This is a genomic window from Microbacterium sp. UBA837 (genome assembly GCF_002296025.1).
Classification (GTDB): domain Bacteria; phylum Actinomycetota; class Actinomycetes; order Actinomycetales; family Microbacteriaceae; genus Microbacterium.
On the sequence record NZ_DBHD01000104.1, the window covers coordinates 1 to 18479 of the forward strand.

Sequence of the window (18479 nt, forward strand, 5' to 3'; positions counted from 1 at the left end):
CGAGGCAGCGCTCGAGCTCGTGGGGAGTCAGTCATGACGGGCATGGTGCAGGAGCGCGCCACCGCGACCGCGGCTCAGGAGGTGCTCGCCCTGCGTCCGGCCAGGGCTCTGCCGGGCGTACCCGCCCGGCTCGTGCTGCCACGTAGTGAGCGTGAGCCCTCGCTGGCCGACGAGCTCGACCGCGGCTTCTTCGGCACATCGTCCGAGGCGATTTCGTCTGCGGCAATCCTGGCCGAGCTCGAGGCGAGCGGTCTGCGTGGGCGCGGGGGAGCGGGCTTCCCGGCCCACATTAAGTGGCGGGGCGTCGCTCAGGCGAGCGGGGAGCGGATCGTCGTGGCGAACGGCCATGAGGGCGAGCCAGCCTCGGTCAAGGATCGATGGTTGCTGACCCACCGTCCGCACCTCGTCGTGGACGGTCTGCTGCTTGCTGCCTGCGCGGTCGGCGCGACCCGAGCCGTTCTTTACGTCTCACACCCGACAGCGGTCGCCGCTGTTCGTCGTGCGGTCGCGGAGGTGGAGGCCGTAGGACTGGTTCCGGATGCCGTTCGCCTCGAGGTCTTCGAGGCCAGGGGTGGCTACGTCGCGGGCGAGGAGACCGCTGTCTGCCGCGCAATCAGCGGGTATCCGGCTTTGCCTGTGGCAAAGCCGCCCCGGCCATCTGAGTCAGGTGTTGACGGACTGCCGACTTTGGTCAACAACGTCGAGACACTGGCCCACGCCGCGTGGATCCGACGCTACGGCGCAGCCGCGTTCCGGGCCGCGGGTACCAACCTCTCGCCCGGCACCACGCTCTTCACGGTGTCCGGATCGACCCTGCAAGGCGGCGTCGTCGAGGCGCCGCTGGGCGTGACCGTTGGGGACCTGGTGACCACCGTCGGCGGAAGCAGATCGGAGATCCGTGGGCTGCTCATGGGCGGTTGGTTTGGCGGCGTGCTGCGCGGTGACCGATCTGAGCTCCGCTGCTGCTACGCCGAGGTCGCCGCCACCGGTAGCGGCCTGGGGTGCGCCGCGATCACCGTGCTCGGCCCTGGGGAGGACGTCCTCTCCGTCGCCGCAGACATCGGCGCCTGGTTCGAACGCGAGAGCGCTCGCCAGTGCGGCGTCTGCCGCAACGGCACCCGCGCGATCCGCGACACCCTCACCAAGGTCGCCGACGGTGATATCAACCCCGACCACCGGGACAACCTTGCCCGATGGGGAACTCAGCTTGTCGGCCGCGGAGCGTGCGCGTTCCTCGACGGCGCGGCAACACTCGCGCGCAGCGTCGCGGGTGAGCTCATGACGGCGGAGAACGCCGGGCCCGTAACAACGAACGGAGAGAACTCATGAAGGCAAGCGTCGACGCCACCAAGTGCGAAGCCTACGGCGCGTGCGTGGATCTGTGTCCCAGCGTCTTCCAACTCGACGAGTGGGGCTACGCCTCGCTCGTCGGGGACGGGACCGTCCCCGACGGTGACCACGCGGCAGCCCGGGAGGCCGCCGCCGCCTGCCCCGAGCACGCCATCTCCGTCGTCGACTGAGCAGCCGCACCCCTACCCTCACAGACCAGAAGGGCAGATCGTTGGACCTCCAGCTGCAGGGCAAGACCGCACTCGTCACCGCCGCGTCGCGCGGGATCGGGCGGGCCGTCGCCCACCGGCTCGCCAGCGAGGGCATGACGGTCGTTGCCGCCGCGCGCTCCGCCGGGGCAGAAGGCGAGACGGTCGGCGACGGATTCGTCGTACCGCGGGTCCATGACCTCGCTGACGCCGCCGCTACTGACCGGCTCGTGGCCGAGGTGGTGGCCGACCAGGGTGGGCTCGACGTGCTCGTGCTCAATACGCCGGGGCCGCGGATCACGTCCCTCCTCGACACCACCTGGGACGACTGGGCTGCCGCGCACGACCTGCTGCTACGCCCCGTCGTCCAGCTCGCAACCGTCGGTGCGCGGCACATGGTGGCGCAGGGCGATGGCACGATCGTGCTGCTCTCGTCGACGTGGGTGCGCCAGCCGGCCCCCGGTGGCGTGCTGTCGGCGTCGTACCGCTCGGCCGCAGCAGCGATGGTCAAGACGCTGGCCACCGAGGTAGCGGCCAGCGGTGTCCGGGTCGTGCACGTGATGCCCGGAGCCACCGGCACCGACCGGATGCAGAACATCGTCGAGGCGAAGGCCGCCAAGAACGGCACCACCGCTGATGCCGAGGTCGCCGAGGTCGTCCGTGACATCCCCCTCGGCCGCTGGGCCGAGGCAGACGAGATCGCCGACGCCGTCGCATTCCTCGCGTCCCCCCGCGCAAGCTTCGTCACCGGATCATCTCTTGCCGTCGACGGCGGCGCGGTACGTGCGACGTACTGACATGTGCGCAGCGAGAACGAAAACTGACAACAACAAGAAGAAGACAATGCCCAGAACCCTGACCGAGAACTTCGTCGAGCAGTTCAAGCTGTGCAAGCTGCAGGCGGGCGAGTCCGTAGCGGTCATCGCCGAGCTCGGCGAGAAGGAAGAGTACGTCGCTGCTGCGGTCGCAGCCGCCCGCCAGCTCGGCGCCGGCGCCCTGGTGCTGCACGCATCCAGCCTGTCCAACCCCAACCTGCCGCCCTACACGACCGACGGGCGGGAGGTTCCCGCGCTGCTGGCCGCGGCCGGCGAGTGCGACTTCGTCGTCGACGTCACCGTCGGCGGGCTGATCCACTCCGACGTCCGGACCCGCATTACCGGCAACGGTAAGCGGATGCTGTTCGTCGCCGAGCCCAACGACGTCCTCGAGCGCCTGATGGGCAGCGTCGAGCTGCGCGAGGTCGTTGAGGGCGCCGGCAGGAAGCTCAAGGCCGGCTCCACCCTCCGCGTCACCAACGCGGCAGGCATGGACCTGACTGCCGACATCTCCGGCGAGGACCTCCCGATCACGCACCAGTGGGGCTACGTCGACGAGCCAGGTCGCTGGGACCACTGGCCCAGCGGCTTCGCCGCCTGCTTCCCGCGCGACCGGTCGGCCGAGGGCCAGATCGTCCTCCAGCCGGGCGACGCCTTGATCCCGTGGCAGCGCTACGTCCGGGAACAGGTCACCCTCAACGTGAGCAAGGGCTTCATCACCGAGGTCGTCGGCAACACCGCCGAGGCGCACATTCTGCGCGACTACTTCGAGAGCTGGGACGACCCGGAGGTCTGGGCGCTGAGCCACATGGGTTGGGGCCTGCTTCCCCAGGCACGCTGGTCGGCGTTCGACGTCTACGACCCGCGGAGCCTCTACGGCCAGGAGCTGCGCTCGACCGCCGGCAACTTTATGTGGTCGACCGGGTCGAACCGGTTCGCCGACCGCGAGACCCCTGCCCACCTCGACGTCCCGATGCGCAACTGCACCGTCGAGATCGATGGCGTCGCCGTCGTCGTCGACGGCAAGCTGGTCGAGGGCTGATCATGGACCGGCAGGCAATCGAGGATGCGATCCTCAACCTGGCTCGGGACACCGAACTCCTAGATCGGGTCCGCAACGACCCCGCCTTGGCGGCAGCCGAGCTCGGCATAGACGAGGACTGGGCCGGGGTGATCCTCGCGGGTGACCGCGACCGACTTCGATCGGCAGGACTCAACGACGGCCTGACCATCCTGGTCAGCCGGTGGTTCAAGGACGACCTCGGCGACTCCACGAGCGAGGGTCGCTTCGTAGCCGACACGTCAAGGGCCCTGCCGCCCGCCCGGCTCCCGCGAGGCCTCGTCTTCGCCGGGGGATGCTCGCACGTACCGGATGTCCTGGCGCGTCCGGAGATCGACCCGGAGGACGCCGTCGGACGCCTCCTCGACGGCTACCGACGGCTCGCGGACGACCTGGCGGCGGCGGACCCGGAGGTCATCCTGGTGACCGCCGACTGCCACTTCCAGAGCTTCCGGACCGGTCACTTCGTGATCGGCGACGGCGACCGTCATGACGGGTCGATGGAGTTTTTCAAGCGCCCCGATCTGGATCTGCACCTCACGGGTCAGCCCGAGTTCGCCCGTGCCCTGGGAGACGCGGCCAAGGCCGCGGGCCTCGAGGTCGAGGTGGCGCCCCGCGTCGACCTCGACCACGGGCTGATCGTGCCGCTGCGCCTGATGCTGCCGCGTCCGGACCTGCCGGTGATCCCGATCATCACGCAGCCGGCCCGCACCTTCTCGCCGTACAACGCCAGGGCACTCGGCACGGCCTTGCGATCGGCGATCGAGGAGTCGGGCCTCCGCGTCGCAATGCTCGCGACCGGTGGGCTGTCGCACTTCCTCGATCCAGGCAAGTTCGGCCAGGTCGACGTCGAGTTCGACACCTACGTGCTCGACATGCTCCAGGCTGGTCGCGGGCTTGACCTCGGCTCGCTCGAGCCCTATCCGCTGCTCGACCACGGCCAGTACGAGTTCCTCAACTGGCTGATCATGCTTGGCATCGTCGGACCAGGTGTCCGAGGTGAGGTCTACTCCTACGAGCCGATGGAAGCATCCGGAGGCGGCTGGGCTGTCGTCGGCATGGACCTCGCGTCGGCGGGGCTCGACCACGGCAAGCGCACCGTGGCGAAGGCGGGCTGATTCGCGGATGTCCAGAACCTTGCGAGTGGGGCTCACCCAATGGCATCCGACGGCTGACGTGGAGACCAACCTGGCCACGGCCGTGGATCTGGTCGCACAGGCGGGCGCGGCGGGCGCCGACCTGGTGGTGCTGCCGGAGAATGGCCTGATGCTAGGCACCAATGTCGAGATGCGAGCGCGCGCTCTGAAACAGAACGGCCCGGAGATCGCAGCACTCGCCGCGGTCGCCGCGGAACACGCGGTCCCCGTCGTCGTCGGAGGCATGAAGAACGCCACGCCGGAGGGCGTCTACAACTCCGCGGTCGTGATCGGACCAGACGGCAAGGTGGCCGGGAGGTACGACAAGATCCACCTCTTCAATGCGCGGGTGAACGGTCAGTCGTTCGAGGCAAGCAGTGTCGAGCAGGCCGGTACGACGCCCGTCCTGCTCGACCTCGAACAGGCTGTCCTGGGCCTGACGATCTGCTACGACGTCCGGTTCCCAGAGCTCTACCGTGCCCTGGCTCTGGCCGGCGCCGAGGTGCTTCTCGTGCCCTCCGCATTCGTGCACACGACCGGTCGCGCGCACTGGCACACCCTGCTCGCGGCCCGAGCCATCGAGAACGGCTGCTTCGTCGTCGCGCCAGCGACCATACGGGGCGGGCCGGATGCCGGTGACGCCTTTCAGACATTCGGACACGCCCTTGTTGTGTCGCCGTGGGGCGAGATTCTCGCCGACCTAGGGGAAGATGCAGCCGCGGTACAGGTCGTCGACCTTGACCTGGGAGAGGTTGCGCGCGTACGCTCGATGCTGCCCGTGCTCGAGGGCACGATGCCGGCCGCTTATGCCATGGCGCCCGAACGGATCAGAGTGATGAGCAACGAGGAGTCGAGATGAGTGGAGGTTCCAAGGATATGGACCCGGATGCCCTGGAGGGCGTGGTCGAGACAGGCGAGTGGTTCGGGATAGGAAACGAGTTTACGGGCGTCCAAGTCCGCAAGGTCTGGACACGCAACGGCGAGCGTCTGCAACTGTGGGTCCCCGCCCGCAACTACACGATCCTTCTTGACGCCATGCAGCTGGAGATTATCTCCGCACAGGACGCCGACGAGTTCAGCACGTTGTTCGCGCGCAAGCTAGGCGCTGGCGACATGCTCGGCGGCCAGGAACCCGAGGACGAAGCGTGAGCACGGTCAAGCGGCCGGGAACCGTCGTAGACGACCTCGTAGAGAATCTGCGTGAGCGCATCGTCACCGGGGCTCTCGCGCCGGGGGTGCGGCTTTCACAGCAACAGCTCGCCGAGGACCTTCAGGTCTCGCGCACCCCGCTGCGCGAGGCGCTGCAGCGACTGGCGACCGAGGGCCTGGTGATAGGTCAGGCGAACCGCGGCATGGTGGTCGCTCCGGCGCCACTCAGCGACGTCGAAGACGCCTACGCGTTGCGGCTCCTCGTCGAGCCGGCGACCGTGGCGGCCATCGTCGAGACCGTCACGGACGACGACATCGCCGCCATGGAGAAGGCACTCGGCGGGATGGAGCGCGCGGGCGTGTCCACCCGCGACTTCCAAAAGGCGCACGCGGCCTACCACGAGGTCATGCTGCAGAGGTTCCGCCGTATGCATCCGAGCTGATCCACGCCCTGCACATGCGGATCTACCGGCAGCAGCGGCTCTATTTCTCACGGCCCCCGGCGGTCGCCGACTTCATCTGGCTCGACCGAATCTTCCTCCAGGCCGTCGCCGAGCGGAAGGGGCAGCTGGCTCGACACCTGCTGGAGTTCCACCTCCTCGACGCCGCCGTCGGTCTCGTCGTCGAGATCGACCCCGACTATCAGTTCCATGCGCTGGGGGTATCGCTCCACGGCATCGGAATGGAAATCCCGAACCTTGGCAGCAGCCCGATCGCACGACCGCTCGACGTGAGCTGGCAGCGCGAGGTCCCCATGGAGCTGCCCGACCTCAAGACCGGCAACCTCAGCTTCGTTCCTGCACCCTGACCGACCCGACGAAACGGACCACCATGACCAGCCACCGCGTAGGGCTCATCGTGCCCAGCTCCAACACCACGATGGAGACCGAGATCCCCGCCATCCTGCGGGCACACGAGCGAGTGCGACCCGACACCTTCACCTTCCACTCCGCTCGGATCAGGATGAGGCAGGTGACCCAGGAAGAGCTGACGGCGATGGACCAGAACGCCGGCGTGGCTGCCGCCGCGCTCGCTGACGCACGGGTCGACGTCATGGCCTACGCCTGCCTTGTGGCCACGATGTCCCAGGGTCTCGGCCACCACCGTGCGTCCGAGGAGCGGCTCGGCGCCATCGCGGCGGAGGAGACCGGTGCCCGGGTCCCGGTCGTCGCATCGGCGGGAGCGCTGGTCCAGGCACTCGACTACCTCGGCGCCAAGAAGGTCGCGGTCATCGCGCCTTACATGAAGCCACTCACCGCCACGGTGTGCGGATACATCGAGCACGAGGGCGTCGAGGTCGTCGACTCCATCAGCCTCGAGGTGCCCGACAACCTCGAGGTCGGCCGACTGGACCCGCAGCAGCTCATCGAGCTGGCCAGGAAGGTCGACACCTCCGGTGCCGACGCACTCGTCCTGAGCGCCTGCGTTCAGATGCCGTCGCTGCCCGTACTACAGGCCGTCCAGGACCAGTTCGACATCCCGGTCATCTCCGCCGCCGCGGCCACCGCCTGGCGGATCCTGGCCGAGCTCGGACTCGACCCGGTCGCCCCCGGCGCGGGAAACCTGTTGAAGGGCGCCTGAGATGAGCGCCGTCACCGCTGGAGTGACCGTCCTGACCGTCGGGCTCGACCGGGCCTCCGCGGCCGTCGTTGTCGAAGCGGCCTCCACCCATCGCGGGGCAGTCTCGGTGGTCGCGGTCGCCGACGCTGCCGCCGGTCGTCGCTGGCTCGCCGAACGGTCGGGGAGTGGGCCGCTCGTCGTGCTCGCGGCCTTCCATGAGGAGGAGGCATGGGGACTCAGCACGCTGTTTTCGCGCCTGCGATCGCTCGACGACTCGCGCGGAGCCGAGCTCGTGCTCGTGTCCGACGTGCCAGTCGCGGCCCTGCCCGTGGTGTTGACCGACATCGACGGCATGCGCACTGTCCCGCCGGGGTCCGCTGCGGAACTGCTCGCGCACCTCGACTCCGCGTGGGCCGAACCGGTCGCCGCGGCCGCCAGCTGATCTCGGAGCCAGGAGGAACACCATGGGAGCACTCGACGGCAAGGTGGTCGTCTTCACCGGGGCCGGAGCCGGCATCGGCCGTGCCGCCGTCGCCCGTTACGTCGCCGAGGGGGCGAAGGTCGTGGGTGTCGACATCTCGCCCGGCGTGCGTGAGCTCGCCGACGAGTTCCCCGACGCAGTCGTTCCAGTCCAGGCTGATATCTCGACCTGGGCCGGCAACGTCTCGGCAGTCGAAGCCGCACGGGACGCATGGGGCCGAGTCGACGTGTTCGTGGGCAACGCGGGTATCACGGACGGGATGGTCCCGCTCGAAGACATCCCCGGCGCCGACCTAACCCAGGCGTTCGAGGAGCTCTTCGCCGTCAACGTGCTTGCTCCAACGCTCGGCGTTCGCGCAGCGCTTGACGACCTGGTCGAGAGTCGTGGCTGCGTCATCCTGACCGGATCTTTCGCCAGCTCCAATGCAGCAGGCGGTGGCGTCCTCTACACCGCCTCCAAGCACGCCGTACTGGGACTGGTCCGCCAGCTCGCCTACGAGCTGGCACCCGACGTCCGGGTCAACGGGATCGCCCCCGGGGTCGCGGCTACTCGGCTGCGCGGGTTGTCCAGTCTCGGACAGGGCACCACCGACGCCGTGCTCGACGGCACTGAGCGAGCACTGCCACTGCAGGAGATCGCCGACGTCGACGCCTATGCCGGTGCCTTCACCATGCTCGCCTCGGCAGACGGTGCCGCCATGACCGGCAGCATGATCACCGTCGACAGCGGCCTCGGTATCCGCGGAATCGCCAAACCGGGCGGCCGAGTCGGCCGAAGCCGGACGTAGGGTCATCGACATGAGTGAGCAAGAGCGCACGTGCTTCTCCTCGGCTGAACTTGGTTCGGCCGCCTACGGGATGCTGACCAGGCTGGTCGTTCCGCGGCCGATCGCATGGATCAGCTCGGTGTCCGTCGAGGGCGTCGGTAACCTCGCGCCACACTCGTTCTTCACCGTAGTCTCCACAGATCCGCCGATGATTGCGTTCACCTCCGAAGGCATCAAAGACACACTGCGCAATGTCAGTGAAACCGGGGAGTTCGTGGTCAACATCGCCACCTCGGGGCTGCGCGAGTCCGTCAACGCGACGAGCGCCAGCTATGAACGTGGCGTCGACGAGGCCGCGGAGGTGGGCGTTGTCATGGAGCCGAGCGACGTGGTGAACGTGCCCCGCGTCGCGCATTCACCAGCATCGCTCGAGTGCCGCCTTCACTCCACGATCCCCCTGGGCAACTCCGTCGTGGTCGTGGGCGAGGTGGTGGCATTCAGCGTCTCCTCCGATGCCCTGGTCGCGGGACGACCCGACATCGCCAAGCTGCAACCCGTCTCGCGGCTCGGCGGCGACGAATGGGGGCTTCCCCCCGAGGTCACCCATCTGAAGCGGCCCGGCCGGCCGTCGTAAGCCGCGAGAGCAGCGGCCCGGCTCCGAGGAGCTAGCAAAAGAGTGAGAGCAAGGCCCTTGCTCTCGGACTGAAGTGTATGCAAAAGTGAAGACAGTTAGAGATGCGGGCCGATGTTTCACCGAGACACGAGGAGCCGGGCGATGAAGCCACCACGGTTTGACTACGAGCGCCCGACCACCGTCGGTGAGGTGCTCGATCTGCTGGCGGCGCACGACGACGACGCGTCGCTGCTCGCGGGCGGATAGAGCCTGCTGCCTCTCCTCAACATGCGGTTCGCACGGCCAGAGGTAGTGATCGACCTGGAGCGAGTGGACGGGTTGGACACCATCGAGGTGACGCCGCAGGCGGTGGTTGTCGGCGCCGGTGTGCGCCTTGCCCGGCTCGAGCGCGATCCAGAAGTGGCAGCGGCCCTCCCCGTCCTGCCGCGTGCCGTGTCCTTCGTCGCGCATCCGCAGATCCGCAATCGCACGACGATCGGCGGGTCGCTCTGCCATGCCGACCCGGCGGCGGAGCTACCCTGCGTCGCAATCGCCACAGGAGCCCGGCTGCACCTTCGATCGAAGCTCGGTGACCGTACGGTCGACGCCGCGGACTTCTTCGAGTCGGTGTTCATGACATCAAAGCGCTCCGACGAACTCCTCGTCGCGGTCGAGTTCCCCCGCACCGCGGGGCTGACCTACCGCTACGACGAGATCGCCCGTCGACACGGCGACTTCCCGTTCGTCGGCCTCTGCCTGGGGCTCGCGGCCCAGGACGGCGTCGTGACAGCGGTCCGCGCCGCCGCCGCAGGCGTGGCCGACAAGCCGCTGCGGCTGGAAGGCCTGGAGCGCGCCTTCGTTGGCCGCTCGATCGCGGAGGCGACCGAGCCGGCAGCACAGGCAGCCTCGGCAGAGGCTGCTCCGACCAACGACCAGCACGGTTCGGCGGAGTTTAGGCGCGGCCTCCTGCGTGGCCTCGTCCGACGGCTCGCCGGTGAGTTCACGGAGGCAATGGCATGACCGAACAGACCAGGACCGTGCGGATGACGGTGAACGGGGTGAACCACGAGACCGACGTGCCCGTGCGGCGCCTCCTCAGCGACCACCTCCGGCATGGGTGCGGCCTGACCGGCACCCACGTGGGATGCGAGCAGGGCGTCTGCGGTGCATGCACCGTGCTCGTCGACGGCGAGGCCGTGCGGTCCTGCCTGATGCTCGCCGTGCAGGCGGACGGCCGGACGGTCGAGACCGTCGAGTCCCTCGCCTCCGGCGACGAGCTCGATGGCTTCCAGGCCGCGATGATCGAGCAGCACGGCCTGCAATGTGGGTTCTGCACTCCCGGCATCCTGATGAGCGTGGCCGGCGCTGCCCGGAAGGGCTGCCCTGTCGACGAGGTCGAGGGAGAGGTTCTGGGCGGCCACGTCTGCCGCTGCACCGGCTACAACGGCATCCGCGCCGCGATCCGCCAGCACTGGGACGAGAAGGGAGCGGTGCGATGAGCACGAGGGAGCAGCAAGCCGGCGACAGCCTGATTGGCGCCCGGGTCGCACGCGTCCAGGACGACCGGATGGTGCGCGGTCGCGGCCAGTACGTCGACGACATCGGTGACCTGGGCGTTCTGCACGCCGCGATCATCCGAAGCCCTATCGCCGCCGGAGAGGTCACGGGCTTCGACGCAACCGAGGCCGAGGACATGGACGGCGTCGCCCTCGTACTGGGGCCCGACCAGATCGCGGAGCTCACCGACCCCGTCCCGTCGAGCTGGGTGCTCGCGGGCCAGCAGCTCGTCGACGTACCGATCGTTGACCGATCGATCCGCTACGTCGGCCAGCCCATCGGAATCGTGGTGGCGTCCTCCCGAGCGGTCGCCGAGGATGCCCTTGAGCTGATTGACCTCGACTTCGACGACCGGCCGGCTGTCACTGGCGTCGAGGCGGCGCGTGCCGAGGGTGCCCCGCTGGTCTATCCACAGCTCGCGAGCAACCAGGTCGGATCGTTCCAGTTCGGCCCTCCCCAAGAGGTGCTTGAGGAGGTCTTCGCCGGGTCGGCGCACGTCATCGACCGCACCTTCACGATCCCAAGGATCAGCCACAGCCCGCTCGAGCCGCGAGGATTGGTCGCGGAGTGGCTCCCCACGACGCTCCAGCTGACGGTGCACAGCAGCACTCAGGTGCCGCACATCGTTCGACAAGACGTCGCTCGGGCGCTCCGGATCCGTCAGGACCAGGTTCGGGTCGTGGCCACCGACGTCGGCGGCGCCTTCGGTCAGAAGACCTCGCTGTTCCCCGACGAGACGATGGTGTGCCTCGCGTCAAAACTGCTCGGTCGCAAAGTCAAGTGGATCGAGGACCGGGTCGAGAGCCTGTCATCCAGCTACCAGGGCCGAGGCCAGGTCACCCGCGCCCGGCTCGGCATGGATGCCGATGGTCGGTTCACGGTGATCCACGCCGACATGCACGGCGACGTGGGCGCCTTCACCAGTACCGGCACCGGCGGCACCGGTCCGTTCCAGGTCGCGGGCCTCATGATCGAGGGTCCCTACAAGTTCGACATCGCGGCCTCCACCGTGACCGCCTGGTACACCAACGCCGTCCCCACCGGCGCCTTCCGCGGCTACGGAATGCAGGAGGCGACCTTCATCCGCGAGCGCCTAGTCGACGAGGCGGCGCGTGAGCTGGGCATCGACCCGGTCGAGCTGCGCCGCCGCAACATGATCACTCCGGACGCGCTCCCACACGTCACTAACACCCAGCTGCCCTACGACAACGGCGACTACCCACAGGTGCTCGATCGGGCGGTTGCCCTTGCTCGGGCAAGCGCGCGGCCGGGCTCAGAACGTGTCCGCCGCGGCATCGGCTACTCCTCGATGGTGGAGATCACGGGCTTCGCCCCCAGCGCTCTCCTGGAGTTGTACAACATCCACTGGAGCGGCTGGGAGTCGAGCACCATCCGCATCAACGAGGACGGAACGATTACGGTCCACTCCGGCGTCACCTCGTTCGGCCAAGGCATCGAAACCGCGTTGGCGCAGGTCGCCGCCGAGCGACTCGGGGTCCCGCTCTCGTGGGTCCACGTCCAGCTGGGCGACACGCTGACCTCGGGATACTCCAACATGGCGTCACAGGCCAGCCGTGGCCTGCCGCTTGCCGGTGGGGCGCTGTGGAACGCGGCCGAGAAACTCCGGGAGCGGATGCACGCCCTCGCCTCGGCGTATCTCGAGGTTGCGCCAGAGGAAGTGAAGTACAGCGACGGCCAGTTCCGCACCGACTCAGGAACCACGATCACATGGCGCGAGGTCGCACACCGCGGCTGGATGGGGTGGCGCCGACGTGCAGAGGACCCGATCCGGCTCGAGGAGACGTACGAGTACGACCCGCCGAGCATCACTTTTGGCTACGCCACGCATGCCGCCCAGGTCGCCGTCGACCTCGACACCGGCAAGGTCTCGGTCGAGGACTACTGGGTCGTCCACGATTCCGGCGTCGTCGTCAATCCGCTGATCGCCGACGGCCAGACAATTGGCGGCGTGGCCATGGGCATTGGGTCCGCGCTTCTGGAGGAGGCCACCTTTACCGCCGACGGTCAACCGACTGCGACCACCTATCTGGACTACGTCGTCCCGCTGTCGGAGGATGTGCCGGACCTGGTGCTCGACCACATTGTGACGCCCAGTGAGATCACTCCGGGCGGCTTCAAGGGTCTAGGCGAGAGCGGCACCATCCCGCCGCCAGCTGCCATCGCTAACGCCATCGCTGCCGCAGTTCCCGAAATCGCTAGTGGCGTCGTCGCGATCCCGCTGAGCCCCACACGGGTCTGGACAATGCTCGATGCCGCCGGTCTGACCCGCTGAGGCTGCCACCGACCGAAACCAGGAGAATCTGAATGGAACTGCAGCACTCGTTCACGGTGCCCGCGCCTGTAGGGGAGGCTTGGGACCTGCTCCTTGACGTCGAGCGGATCGTCCCGGCGCTGCCTGGCGCCTCGCTCACCAGCTTCGAGGGTGACTCGTTCACCGGCCAGGTGAAGGTGAAGATCGGCGCGATCCAGATGGCCTACAAAGGCCAGGGCAAGTTCACCGAGCGTGACGAGGATGCTCGTCGAATGGTGATGACCGCGGCTGGCAGGGACACGAAGGGTGCTGGCACCGCCACGGCCACGATCACGTGCACTCTCACTGATCAGGACGGATCGACGCGGGTCGACGTCACCACGGACCTTGTACTCACTGGCCGCCCTGCGCAGTTCGGCCGCGGCTTGCTCAATGACGTCGGCTCGAAGATCATCGACCAGTTCGCGGCCAACATCGGCACCGCGTTGGAGGCGCAGGACACAGTCGTTCCGGAGCCTCTCGCAGCGGATGGTGCGCCTGCGGCCAATGTCGCCCCCCTGCCCGAGGTGGAGCCGCTCGACCTGATGAGCGTCGCCGGTGCAGCAGTTGCGAAGCGTGCAGCTGCCGGAGTCACGGTGGTCACCGTCGTCGTGTTGGCAGCGCTGGTTGTGCGCCGACTCCGCGGCTGACCGGACGGCACCCTGTAGGTGACTGACTCGCCTACCGGATCCGCTGTAGCGAGGGTCAACCCAGTGGCGCTGACCACGGTGGTCGAGAACTTCGATTTGCGCCGCGCCAGCCGAAGGCGCCTGCTTCATCGCCGGCCCAGGTGGGAAGATGGACCCACGGTGACCGGCGGCTGCGTTGTGGAATCTTTTCCTTGCCGAGCGAAGCGATCGGCCCTCAAGCGTCGCTGATGCGGGTGAAGGCGTCGAGGTTGCGTTGGTCGGTGTCGGGGAGGGCGTGGAGGTATTTCTGGGTGGTCTGGATGAGACTGTGGCCCAGCCGGTCCATGACGGATTTGAGGTCGGCGCCGCCGGCGAGGAGCCAGGCGGCGTGGGCGTGGCGGAGGTCGTGGATGCGCACCGGGAAGTCGAGACCGCTGGCGGCGATGGCGGGTTTCCAGGCGCGGGTGCGGAAGGTGTTGCGGGAGATGGGTGTGCCGTCGCGGGTGGCGAACAGCAGGTCGTCCGGGCCGAGCTGGTGCTCGGCGATGTGCTCGGAGAGCTGGTCGAGGAGTCCCGGGCGGAGGCCCATGCGGCGCTATTCGTTGTCCTTGGGGTAGGGCTTGACGATCATGCGTTGCCCGGTCGTTGAGGCGCGTTTGGGGACCTCGACGATGGTCTCCTCCACGGTCAGGGTGGCGTGGGTGAAGTCGAGGTGCCGGGGGCGGAGCGCGATGAGCTCACCCCAACGGAGGCCGGTCTCGACGGCGACCTGGACCATGAGCCGGTACTTGTCTGGGACGGCGTCGAGGATCCGTCGGTATTCGTCGGGGGTGACATGCCCGGCGCTGACCGGTTCACCGCCCTGGGTCTGACGAAGAGCGGCGCCCCCCGGCATCCGCTCTACCTGCCCGGGGACGCGCGCCCGTCTCCATGGCCGGCCGCGGTGGGGGAGCGACGATGAGCAGGCCGCCGCGGTTCCAGCTCTCGCGGCGCGCGGGCTACCGGATGCCCCTTGGAGGCGCGTCCGTGACGCGCGGGAGCCGGTGGGGCAACCCGCACAAGGTGGCCGACGTCGGCCGAGCTGAGGCGGTCAGGCTCTTCGAGGACGATCTCCTCGCCGGCCGACTGCCCATCAGCGTCGACGACGTACGCCCGCCACCTCGCGGGCAGGCCGCTGGGCTGCACATGCCGCCTCGACGAGGCCTGCCATGCCGACGTGCTCCTGCGCGTCGCCAACCCTGGAGCGCTCGGCGTCGCACACAGCTCGCCACCTGTCCGATCCTCCGGCGCCGCGGTTGCTTCTGTGGACATGGGGGCGGGATTGACCGCGCAGGAGCGCCGTCGCACGGAAGCTGGCGGTGGTGCGGGTTACGGTGCTGGACGTTCCGCATCGGGCTCTGCAGCAGCCGACATCTCGGGAATCGGAAATCAAAGCGGAGTGATGTGACATGGAGACAAGGGATCGCCCGGCGCAGTGGGTGCTCGAACTCGGGATGCGCGTGTGCGGAGGCGCACGACCATGGCTACCGCCCCTGACGGGCGGCTCGGTCGGTCTGTGCAGCTGGCTGCTTCTCTCGTGGCTGACGTCGTCCGGGCTGTGGGCTGACCCAGCAGAGACGGGTCGCGGCGAGGACCTGATCACCGTGGTGTTCACGGTTGCGACGGCCGGCATGGTCACGGTCGGGATCGTGTACCTGCTGGTCGGCATGCGGGCGCACCGGACGTGGCACACGGCGCTGACCGAGGATGAGCGGCGCGACATGCTCACCGAGTACTCCCAGCGGCTGTATAGCTTCCTGGAAGCGCTGGACCCGCGGACCAGCAAGCTCGACTTCACCACGGACGATCTTGAAGACCTCTCGATCAGTCATCGCCAGCAGCTGGGACATCTCATCGCGGCGGCGGCCGAGGTCGACGAGCCAGGTTTCTGCTCGGCCGTCCGGCACGAGTCGTGGCTGCTCCTCGAGGCGGCCCGCCTGCACCGGGAGCTGTCGCTTGAGTCGATCGTTCGAGCGGAGACCGCGGTTCCCCTCGTCCTCGTCGAGCTCGACGAGGAGATCACGAAGACAACCGCCTACCTGCTCGGTGCCGTCGAGTCCGGCGAGTGTGTATGCGGACGCGAGCACACACAGCTGAACCGGCTGATCGACGTGTGCGGACGCGCGCAGCAGCAGGCCAACACGGGAAGGGGGAACTGATGGACCCCAGCGGCCTGGAGCCGATCCTGAACGTGCTCACGAACGTCGCGATGATCCTGAGCCTCGTGTGCGTTGGCGTCGGCCTGTTCTGCGCGTCTTTCAACTCAAGCCGGGGATATGGCGGCTCGATGATCGCCGGGGGCCTCGTGCTCGGCGGCACGAGCTTCCTCCTCCCACATCTGGTCGACACGATGGGCGCGGCGCACGAGGAAAGTGAGAAGAACCCCGCGCCCGAGCCGGCGATGCCGGACATCGACTGGTCGACCGTCGGCTGGGTCGTCGCTGGGGTTGCGGGGGCGGCTGCGCTACTGGCTCTGATCTACGTCACCGCGACCAAGGCGCGGCGGGCGATGGCTCGCGACGCGGCCGAGTCCGGCCGACTGGACCGGATCTGGAAGGAGTCGGTGCAACGTCACGACCGACTCCGGGAGCAGTGGATGGACTTCCAGCACGACATCGAGAAGGTGCTCTCGTTCCCTCTGCTCTCAGATGTCTCCGAGCCGAAGACCAGTGCCTTCATCGAGGCCCTGGGCGCGGCCGCGGACCTCTCCGCGACGCGTCGTCCCAAGTCGGCCGAGGCCGTGGAACGGTACGCACAGGCCACTCGCACTGCCGAGACCAGGTGGCAGGCGGCGCTGCACCACGCGGAGCGTGTGCGCCTCGCCCGGTTCGAGCCGGGGGAGCGGGACCGGATCAAGAAGGTCCAGCGGCTATTGCGGCAGGCGAAGAACGGTGGCGCCTCGCCGGAGGAGCGCCGAACGTACTACGAGCGGGCCCGCGAGATGCTCGGCGACCTGATCCGGCTGCCCGAGCCCGCGCGTCTTGCCCTGGAACAGGAGGTCCGTGGCGAGCTCGAGGCACCGCGCCCGCCCGCGGCCTGGCCCACCTACGCCACCCCGGCCGAGCGACTGCCGGAGCCCACAAAGCGGGCCACGTCGACGTCGGCGGCAGCGCGTCGAGAATCCGAGCGCCAGGCCTTGGATGCCGACCAGTCGCAGTCGATGCTCTGGGCTACCTACGGCCTCACGACCGGCACGGATCTTGGTGCCGGCTGCGGCGACGTCGTCGACCCCGGGAGCGGGTGCTCATGAGCGAGGCCACGGTCGAGTTCGTGCCGCCTTGCGCCTGGTGCGACGAGCCCGCGATCACGAAGACCGAGAACGGCATGCGCGCATGCTGGCACCACGCCGCCCTCGACGGGGTTCGTTCGCAGCAGCTCGCGGAATCCAAGGCCCGGATGGACGCCGTTGAGGCTGACATAGCCCGCCGCCGAGCCGCCTCCGGCGCCATTAGGGTCAGCAGTATGCAGCCCGCCGATGTGACCGCCGCGCCTCCCGAGGTCGTGGCTGAGGTGCTCCGCGACCCGGCAACCTTCCTTGACGCGGCCGCGAAGGCGGAGCCGGGCTGGTCGGACCGATACGGAGGGCCGGAAGGCGTCGCCCAGCTCACCATCGTGCTGCACGATCACCTGGCCGAGCTGACGAAGCGCAACGCCGACCTACGCACATCGACGCTGATCTACCTGCGGACTCAGGTCAGACGGTTTGCGCACCCATCGTGCGGTAGTGGCCTGGGGTGACACCGACGTACTCGCGGAAGAGTCTGGTGGCGTGCGAGCGGGAGTGCCAGCCGACTCGCTGCATCGCGGCGCCGACGGTCAGGTCAGTTTCCCGCAACAGCTTGGCGAGGTACTCGGCACGCAGCATCGTTAGGAATGCGAGCGGTGTCTTACCGTATGCCTCCACGAACACGCTGGACAGCCGCGAAGGTGACAGGTGAACCTCGGCGGCGAGAGCCTCCAACGTCCACCGGCGTGCGGGATTCTCACGCAGCAGGGCAGCCGCCCGGCGCGCATCGACCCGCAACGGCGCGAACCGGCGATCCCTCGGGAGGATGGGCCGGATGTGAGCACGCTGCGAGCGTGAGATGCGCACCGGGGAGACGGTGATGAAGGGGGCGATGACGGAGGCGATCTGGAACCAGAGGGCCTGCATCCGCAGATAGTGGCGCACGAAGTTCCCGTCTATGCTGAGCGCGACCAACTCATCCAGCCACGGCATGACCATCCCGGCGCGATCCTCGCCTAGCCGCAGTATCTGAGCGGCCTCGGTGTAGATGGTCTCCGCGAAGCCCTGCGCATCGAGGCGATCTTGCAGCAGTCCGGCGTACTGCCACCGCACCTGATCGAGCACATAGTCGGTGTCGGCGTAGATCGTGGTGACCGTGATGTGACTCTCCGGCTCCGACCCACACAGCACGTTCGCGCCGAGCAACACTACGTCGCCGGTATTCACGGGCTGCTGGCCGAATTCACTGAACAAGAACGCGCTCCCGTCACGCACGACGATGATCTTCACGCAGTCATATGCCACTGGCCCGACAGGACGATGAACCGTTCGTGTCCGGGCAAGGAGTGGCGCGAACGCGTACGCGGCAGCAGACGCAGAATCGGCCAGATTTGGAGTCGGCTCTGTCATTCCATACCTACGCCACGCCGCCTATCCATCCGGGTCCAGGGCGTGTCTGATAAATGCTGTAACCAAGCGATGAGGCCATTGAGCACGCAGGATCACGACGTAGGTGCGCGGACTTACACCGAGCCAGTTAGGGGGTAGGAAGTAAAGGCGAGGGCCTCGCCACGACGAGGCCCTCGCCTTTACTTCCTA

At 68.1% G+C, this 18479-nt stretch carries 22 protein-coding genes and 2 pseudogenes; 22 read left to right on the top strand and 2 right to left on the bottom strand.

The features are described from left to right. The first annotated feature begins 33 nt into the window (after positions 1 to 33). The 17 genes from B3587_RS07595 to B3587_RS07675 all read left to right on the top strand — a co-directional run bounded on the left by B3587_RS07595 (position 34) and on the right by B3587_RS07675 (position 13636). The gene (locus B3587_RS07595) at positions 34 to 1329 is read left to right on the top strand and encodes an NADH-ubiquinone oxidoreductase-F iron-sulfur binding region domain-containing protein (protein WP_292727603.1); all 1296 of its coding nucleotides are present in this window, start codon (positions 34 to 36) and stop codon (positions 1327 to 1329) included. After that, positions 1326 to 1520, top strand: a complete 195-nt coding sequence (locus B3587_RS07600) for a ferredoxin (protein WP_292727605.1) — start codon at positions 1326 to 1328, stop codon at positions 1518 to 1520. Before B3587_RS07595 ends, B3587_RS07600 begins: the two co-directional genes overlap by 4 nt. Positions 1521 to 1561: 41 nt before the next feature. Continuing rightward, positions 1562 to 2335, top strand: a complete 774-nt coding sequence (locus tag B3587_RS07605) for an SDR family oxidoreductase (protein WP_292727606.1) — start codon at positions 1562 to 1564, stop codon at positions 2333 to 2335. 46 nt (positions 2336 to 2381) lie between these two features. Then, complete coding sequence (locus tag B3587_RS07610; protein WP_292727607.1) at positions 2382 to 3395, top strand: hypothetical protein; 1014 nt, start codon at positions 2382 to 2384, stop codon at positions 3393 to 3395. 2 nt (positions 3396 to 3397) lie between these two features. Next, on the top strand, positions 3398 to 4531 hold the full coding sequence (locus B3587_RS07615; protein ID WP_292727609.1) for a hypothetical protein: 1134 nt from the start codon (positions 3398 to 3400) through the stop codon (positions 4529 to 4531). Between the two features lie 7 nt (positions 4532 to 4538). Further along, entirely contained in the window at positions 4539 to 5408 is an 870-nt protein-coding gene (locus B3587_RS07620) for a nitrilase-related carbon-nitrogen hydrolase (RefSeq protein ID WP_292727611.1), read from the top strand. Next, positions 5405 to 5698 carry a hypothetical protein gene (locus B3587_RS07625; protein WP_292727613.1) on the top strand — a complete coding sequence of 98 codons (294 nt, stop codon included), beginning with the start codon at positions 5405 to 5407 and terminating at the stop codon, positions 5696 to 5698. The genes B3587_RS07620 and B3587_RS07625 overlap by 4 nt, the downstream gene beginning before the upstream one ends. After that, positions 5695 to 6141: a GntR family transcriptional regulator gene (locus B3587_RS07630; RefSeq protein ID WP_292727615.1), complete on the top strand. Its 447-nt coding sequence runs from the start codon at positions 5695 to 5697 to the stop codon at positions 6139 to 6141. Before B3587_RS07625 ends, B3587_RS07630 begins: the two co-directional genes overlap by 4 nt. Before the next feature lie 14 nt (positions 6142 to 6155). After that, positions 6156 to 6506 (top strand): hypothetical protein, encoded by a 351-nt coding sequence (locus B3587_RS07635; RefSeq protein ID WP_292727617.1) that lies wholly within the window; start codon positions 6156 to 6158, stop codon positions 6504 to 6506. 23 nt (positions 6507 to 6529) lie between these two features. Next, on the top strand, positions 6530 to 7279 hold the full coding sequence (locus B3587_RS07640) for a maleate cis-trans isomerase family protein (RefSeq protein WP_292727619.1): 750 nt from the start codon (positions 6530 to 6532) through the stop codon (positions 7277 to 7279). Between the two features lies 1 nt (position 7280). Further along, a complete protein-coding gene (locus tag B3587_RS07645; RefSeq protein WP_292727621.1) occupies positions 7281 to 7700 on the top strand; it encodes a hypothetical protein in 420 nt (139 codons plus the stop codon). A gap of 22 nt (positions 7701 to 7722) precedes the next feature. Further along, positions 7723 to 8526, top strand: a complete 804-nt coding sequence (locus B3587_RS07650; RefSeq protein ID WP_292727623.1) for an SDR family oxidoreductase — start codon at positions 7723 to 7725, stop codon at positions 8524 to 8526. A gap of 70 nt (positions 8527 to 8596) precedes the next feature. Then, a complete protein-coding gene (locus tag B3587_RS07655) occupies positions 8597 to 9139 on the top strand; it encodes a flavin reductase family protein (RefSeq protein ID WP_214609054.1) in 543 nt (180 codons plus the stop codon). Positions 9140 to 9391: 252 nt separating this feature from the next. Further along, positions 9392 to 10138 (top strand): FAD binding domain-containing protein, encoded by a 747-nt coding sequence (locus B3587_RS07660; RefSeq protein WP_292727654.1) that lies wholly within the window; start codon positions 9392 to 9394, stop codon positions 10136 to 10138. Beyond that, positions 10135 to 10617 carry a (2Fe-2S)-binding protein gene (locus B3587_RS07665; RefSeq protein ID WP_099699123.1) on the top strand — a complete coding sequence of 161 codons (483 nt, stop codon included), beginning with the start codon at positions 10135 to 10137 and terminating at the stop codon, positions 10615 to 10617. The genes B3587_RS07660 and B3587_RS07665 overlap by 4 nt, the downstream gene beginning before the upstream one ends. Further along, positions 10614 to 12968, top strand: a complete 2355-nt coding sequence (locus B3587_RS07670; protein ID WP_292727626.1) for a xanthine dehydrogenase family protein molybdopterin-binding subunit — start codon at positions 10614 to 10616, stop codon at positions 12966 to 12968. Before B3587_RS07665 ends, B3587_RS07670 begins: the two co-directional genes overlap by 4 nt. Positions 12969 to 13000: 32 nt before the next feature. Next, the gene (locus B3587_RS07675; RefSeq protein WP_099699121.1) at positions 13001 to 13636 is read left to right on the top strand and encodes an SRPBCC family protein; all 636 of its coding nucleotides are present in this window, start codon (positions 13001 to 13003) and stop codon (positions 13634 to 13636) included. A 214-nt stretch (positions 13637 to 13850) separates the two neighbouring features. Here B3587_RS07675 and B3587_RS07680 read toward each other — a convergent pair. Then, positions 13851 to 14510, bottom strand: a pseudogene (locus tag B3587_RS07680) (tyrosine-type recombinase/integrase). Positions 14511 to 14572: 62 nt separating this feature from the next. On the opposite strand from B3587_RS07680, the pseudogene B3587_RS15905 reads away from it, so the two are divergent. From B3587_RS15905 to B3587_RS07695, 5 genes and pseudogenes are all read left to right on the top strand, one after another. After that, positions 14573 to 14725: pseudogene (locus B3587_RS15905) on the top strand (DUF4326 domain-containing protein); the annotation flags it as partial. After that, positions 14724 to 15062, top strand: coding sequence for a DUF4326 domain-containing protein (locus B3587_RS15910; RefSeq protein WP_414683126.1), 339 nt, complete (start codon positions 14724 to 14726; stop codon positions 15060 to 15062). The pseudogene B3587_RS15905 and the gene B3587_RS15910, both read left to right, overlap by 2 nt. Position 15063: 1 nt before the next feature. Continuing rightward, on the top strand, positions 15064 to 15813 hold the full coding sequence (locus B3587_RS07685) for a hypothetical protein (RefSeq protein WP_292727629.1): 750 nt from the start codon (positions 15064 to 15066) through the stop codon (positions 15811 to 15813). Continuing rightward, positions 15813 to 16904: a hypothetical protein gene (locus tag B3587_RS07690; RefSeq protein ID WP_292727631.1), complete on the top strand. Its 1092-nt coding sequence runs from the start codon at positions 15813 to 15815 to the stop codon at positions 16902 to 16904. Before B3587_RS07685 ends, B3587_RS07690 begins: the two co-directional genes overlap by 1 nt. Beyond that, positions 16901 to 17392, top strand: coding sequence for a hypothetical protein (locus tag B3587_RS07695; RefSeq protein WP_292727633.1), 492 nt, complete (start codon positions 16901 to 16903; stop codon positions 17390 to 17392). The genes B3587_RS07690 and B3587_RS07695 overlap by 4 nt, the downstream gene beginning before the upstream one ends. On the opposite strand, the gene B3587_RS07700 is transcribed toward B3587_RS07695, so the two are convergent. Further along, entirely contained in the window at positions 17349 to 18185 is an 837-nt protein-coding gene (locus B3587_RS07700; RefSeq protein ID WP_292727635.1) for a helix-turn-helix transcriptional regulator, read from the bottom strand. The two genes, B3587_RS07695 and B3587_RS07700, sit on opposite strands and share 44 nt — an antisense overlap. Positions 18186 to 18479: the final 294 nt, after the last annotated feature.

Coding starts and splice junctions, on each gene's coding strand:
- B3587_RS07595 (WP_292727603.1), top strand. CDS start 34: ATGACGGGCATGGTGCAGGAGCGCGCCACCGCGACCGCGGCTCAGGAG.
- B3587_RS07600 (WP_292727605.1), top strand. CDS start 1,326: ATGAAGGCAAGCGTCGACGCCACCAAGTGCGAAGCCTACGGCGCGTGC.
- B3587_RS07610 (WP_292727607.1), top strand. CDS start 2,382: ATGCCCAGAACCCTGACCGAGAACTTCGTCGAGCAGTTCAAGCTGTGC.
- B3587_RS07615 (WP_292727609.1), top strand. CDS start 3,398: ATGGACCGGCAGGCAATCGAGGATGCGATCCTCAACCTGGCTCGGGAC.
- B3587_RS07620 (WP_292727611.1), top strand. CDS start 4,539: ATGTCCAGAACCTTGCGAGTGGGGCTCACCCAATGGCATCCGACGGCT.
- B3587_RS07625 (WP_292727613.1), top strand. CDS start 5,405: ATGAGTGGAGGTTCCAAGGATATGGACCCGGATGCCCTGGAGGGCGTG.
- B3587_RS07635 (WP_292727617.1), top strand. CDS start 6,156: ATGCGGATCTACCGGCAGCAGCGGCTCTATTTCTCACGGCCCCCGGCG.
- B3587_RS07640 (WP_292727619.1), top strand. CDS start 6,530: ATGACCAGCCACCGCGTAGGGCTCATCGTGCCCAGCTCCAACACCACG.
- B3587_RS07645 (WP_292727621.1), top strand. CDS start 7,281: ATGAGCGCCGTCACCGCTGGAGTGACCGTCCTGACCGTCGGGCTCGAC.
- B3587_RS07650 (WP_292727623.1), top strand. CDS start 7,723: ATGGGAGCACTCGACGGCAAGGTGGTCGTCTTCACCGGGGCCGGAGCC.
- B3587_RS07655 (WP_214609054.1), top strand. CDS start 8,597: ATGCTGACCAGGCTGGTCGTTCCGCGGCCGATCGCATGGATCAGCTCG.
- B3587_RS07665 (WP_099699123.1), top strand. CDS start 10,135: ATGACCGAACAGACCAGGACCGTGCGGATGACGGTGAACGGGGTGAAC.
- B3587_RS07670 (WP_292727626.1), top strand. CDS start 10,614: ATGAGCACGAGGGAGCAGCAAGCCGGCGACAGCCTGATTGGCGCCCGG.
- B3587_RS07675 (WP_099699121.1), top strand. CDS start 13,001: ATGGAACTGCAGCACTCGTTCACGGTGCCCGCGCCTGTAGGGGAGGCT.
- B3587_RS07685 (WP_292727629.1), top strand. CDS start 15,064: ATGGAGACAAGGGATCGCCCGGCGCAGTGGGTGCTCGAACTCGGGATG.
- B3587_RS07690 (WP_292727631.1), top strand. CDS start 15,813: ATGGACCCCAGCGGCCTGGAGCCGATCCTGAACGTGCTCACGAACGTC.
- B3587_RS07695 (WP_292727633.1), top strand. CDS start 16,901: ATGAGCGAGGCCACGGTCGAGTTCGTGCCGCCTTGCGCCTGGTGCGAC.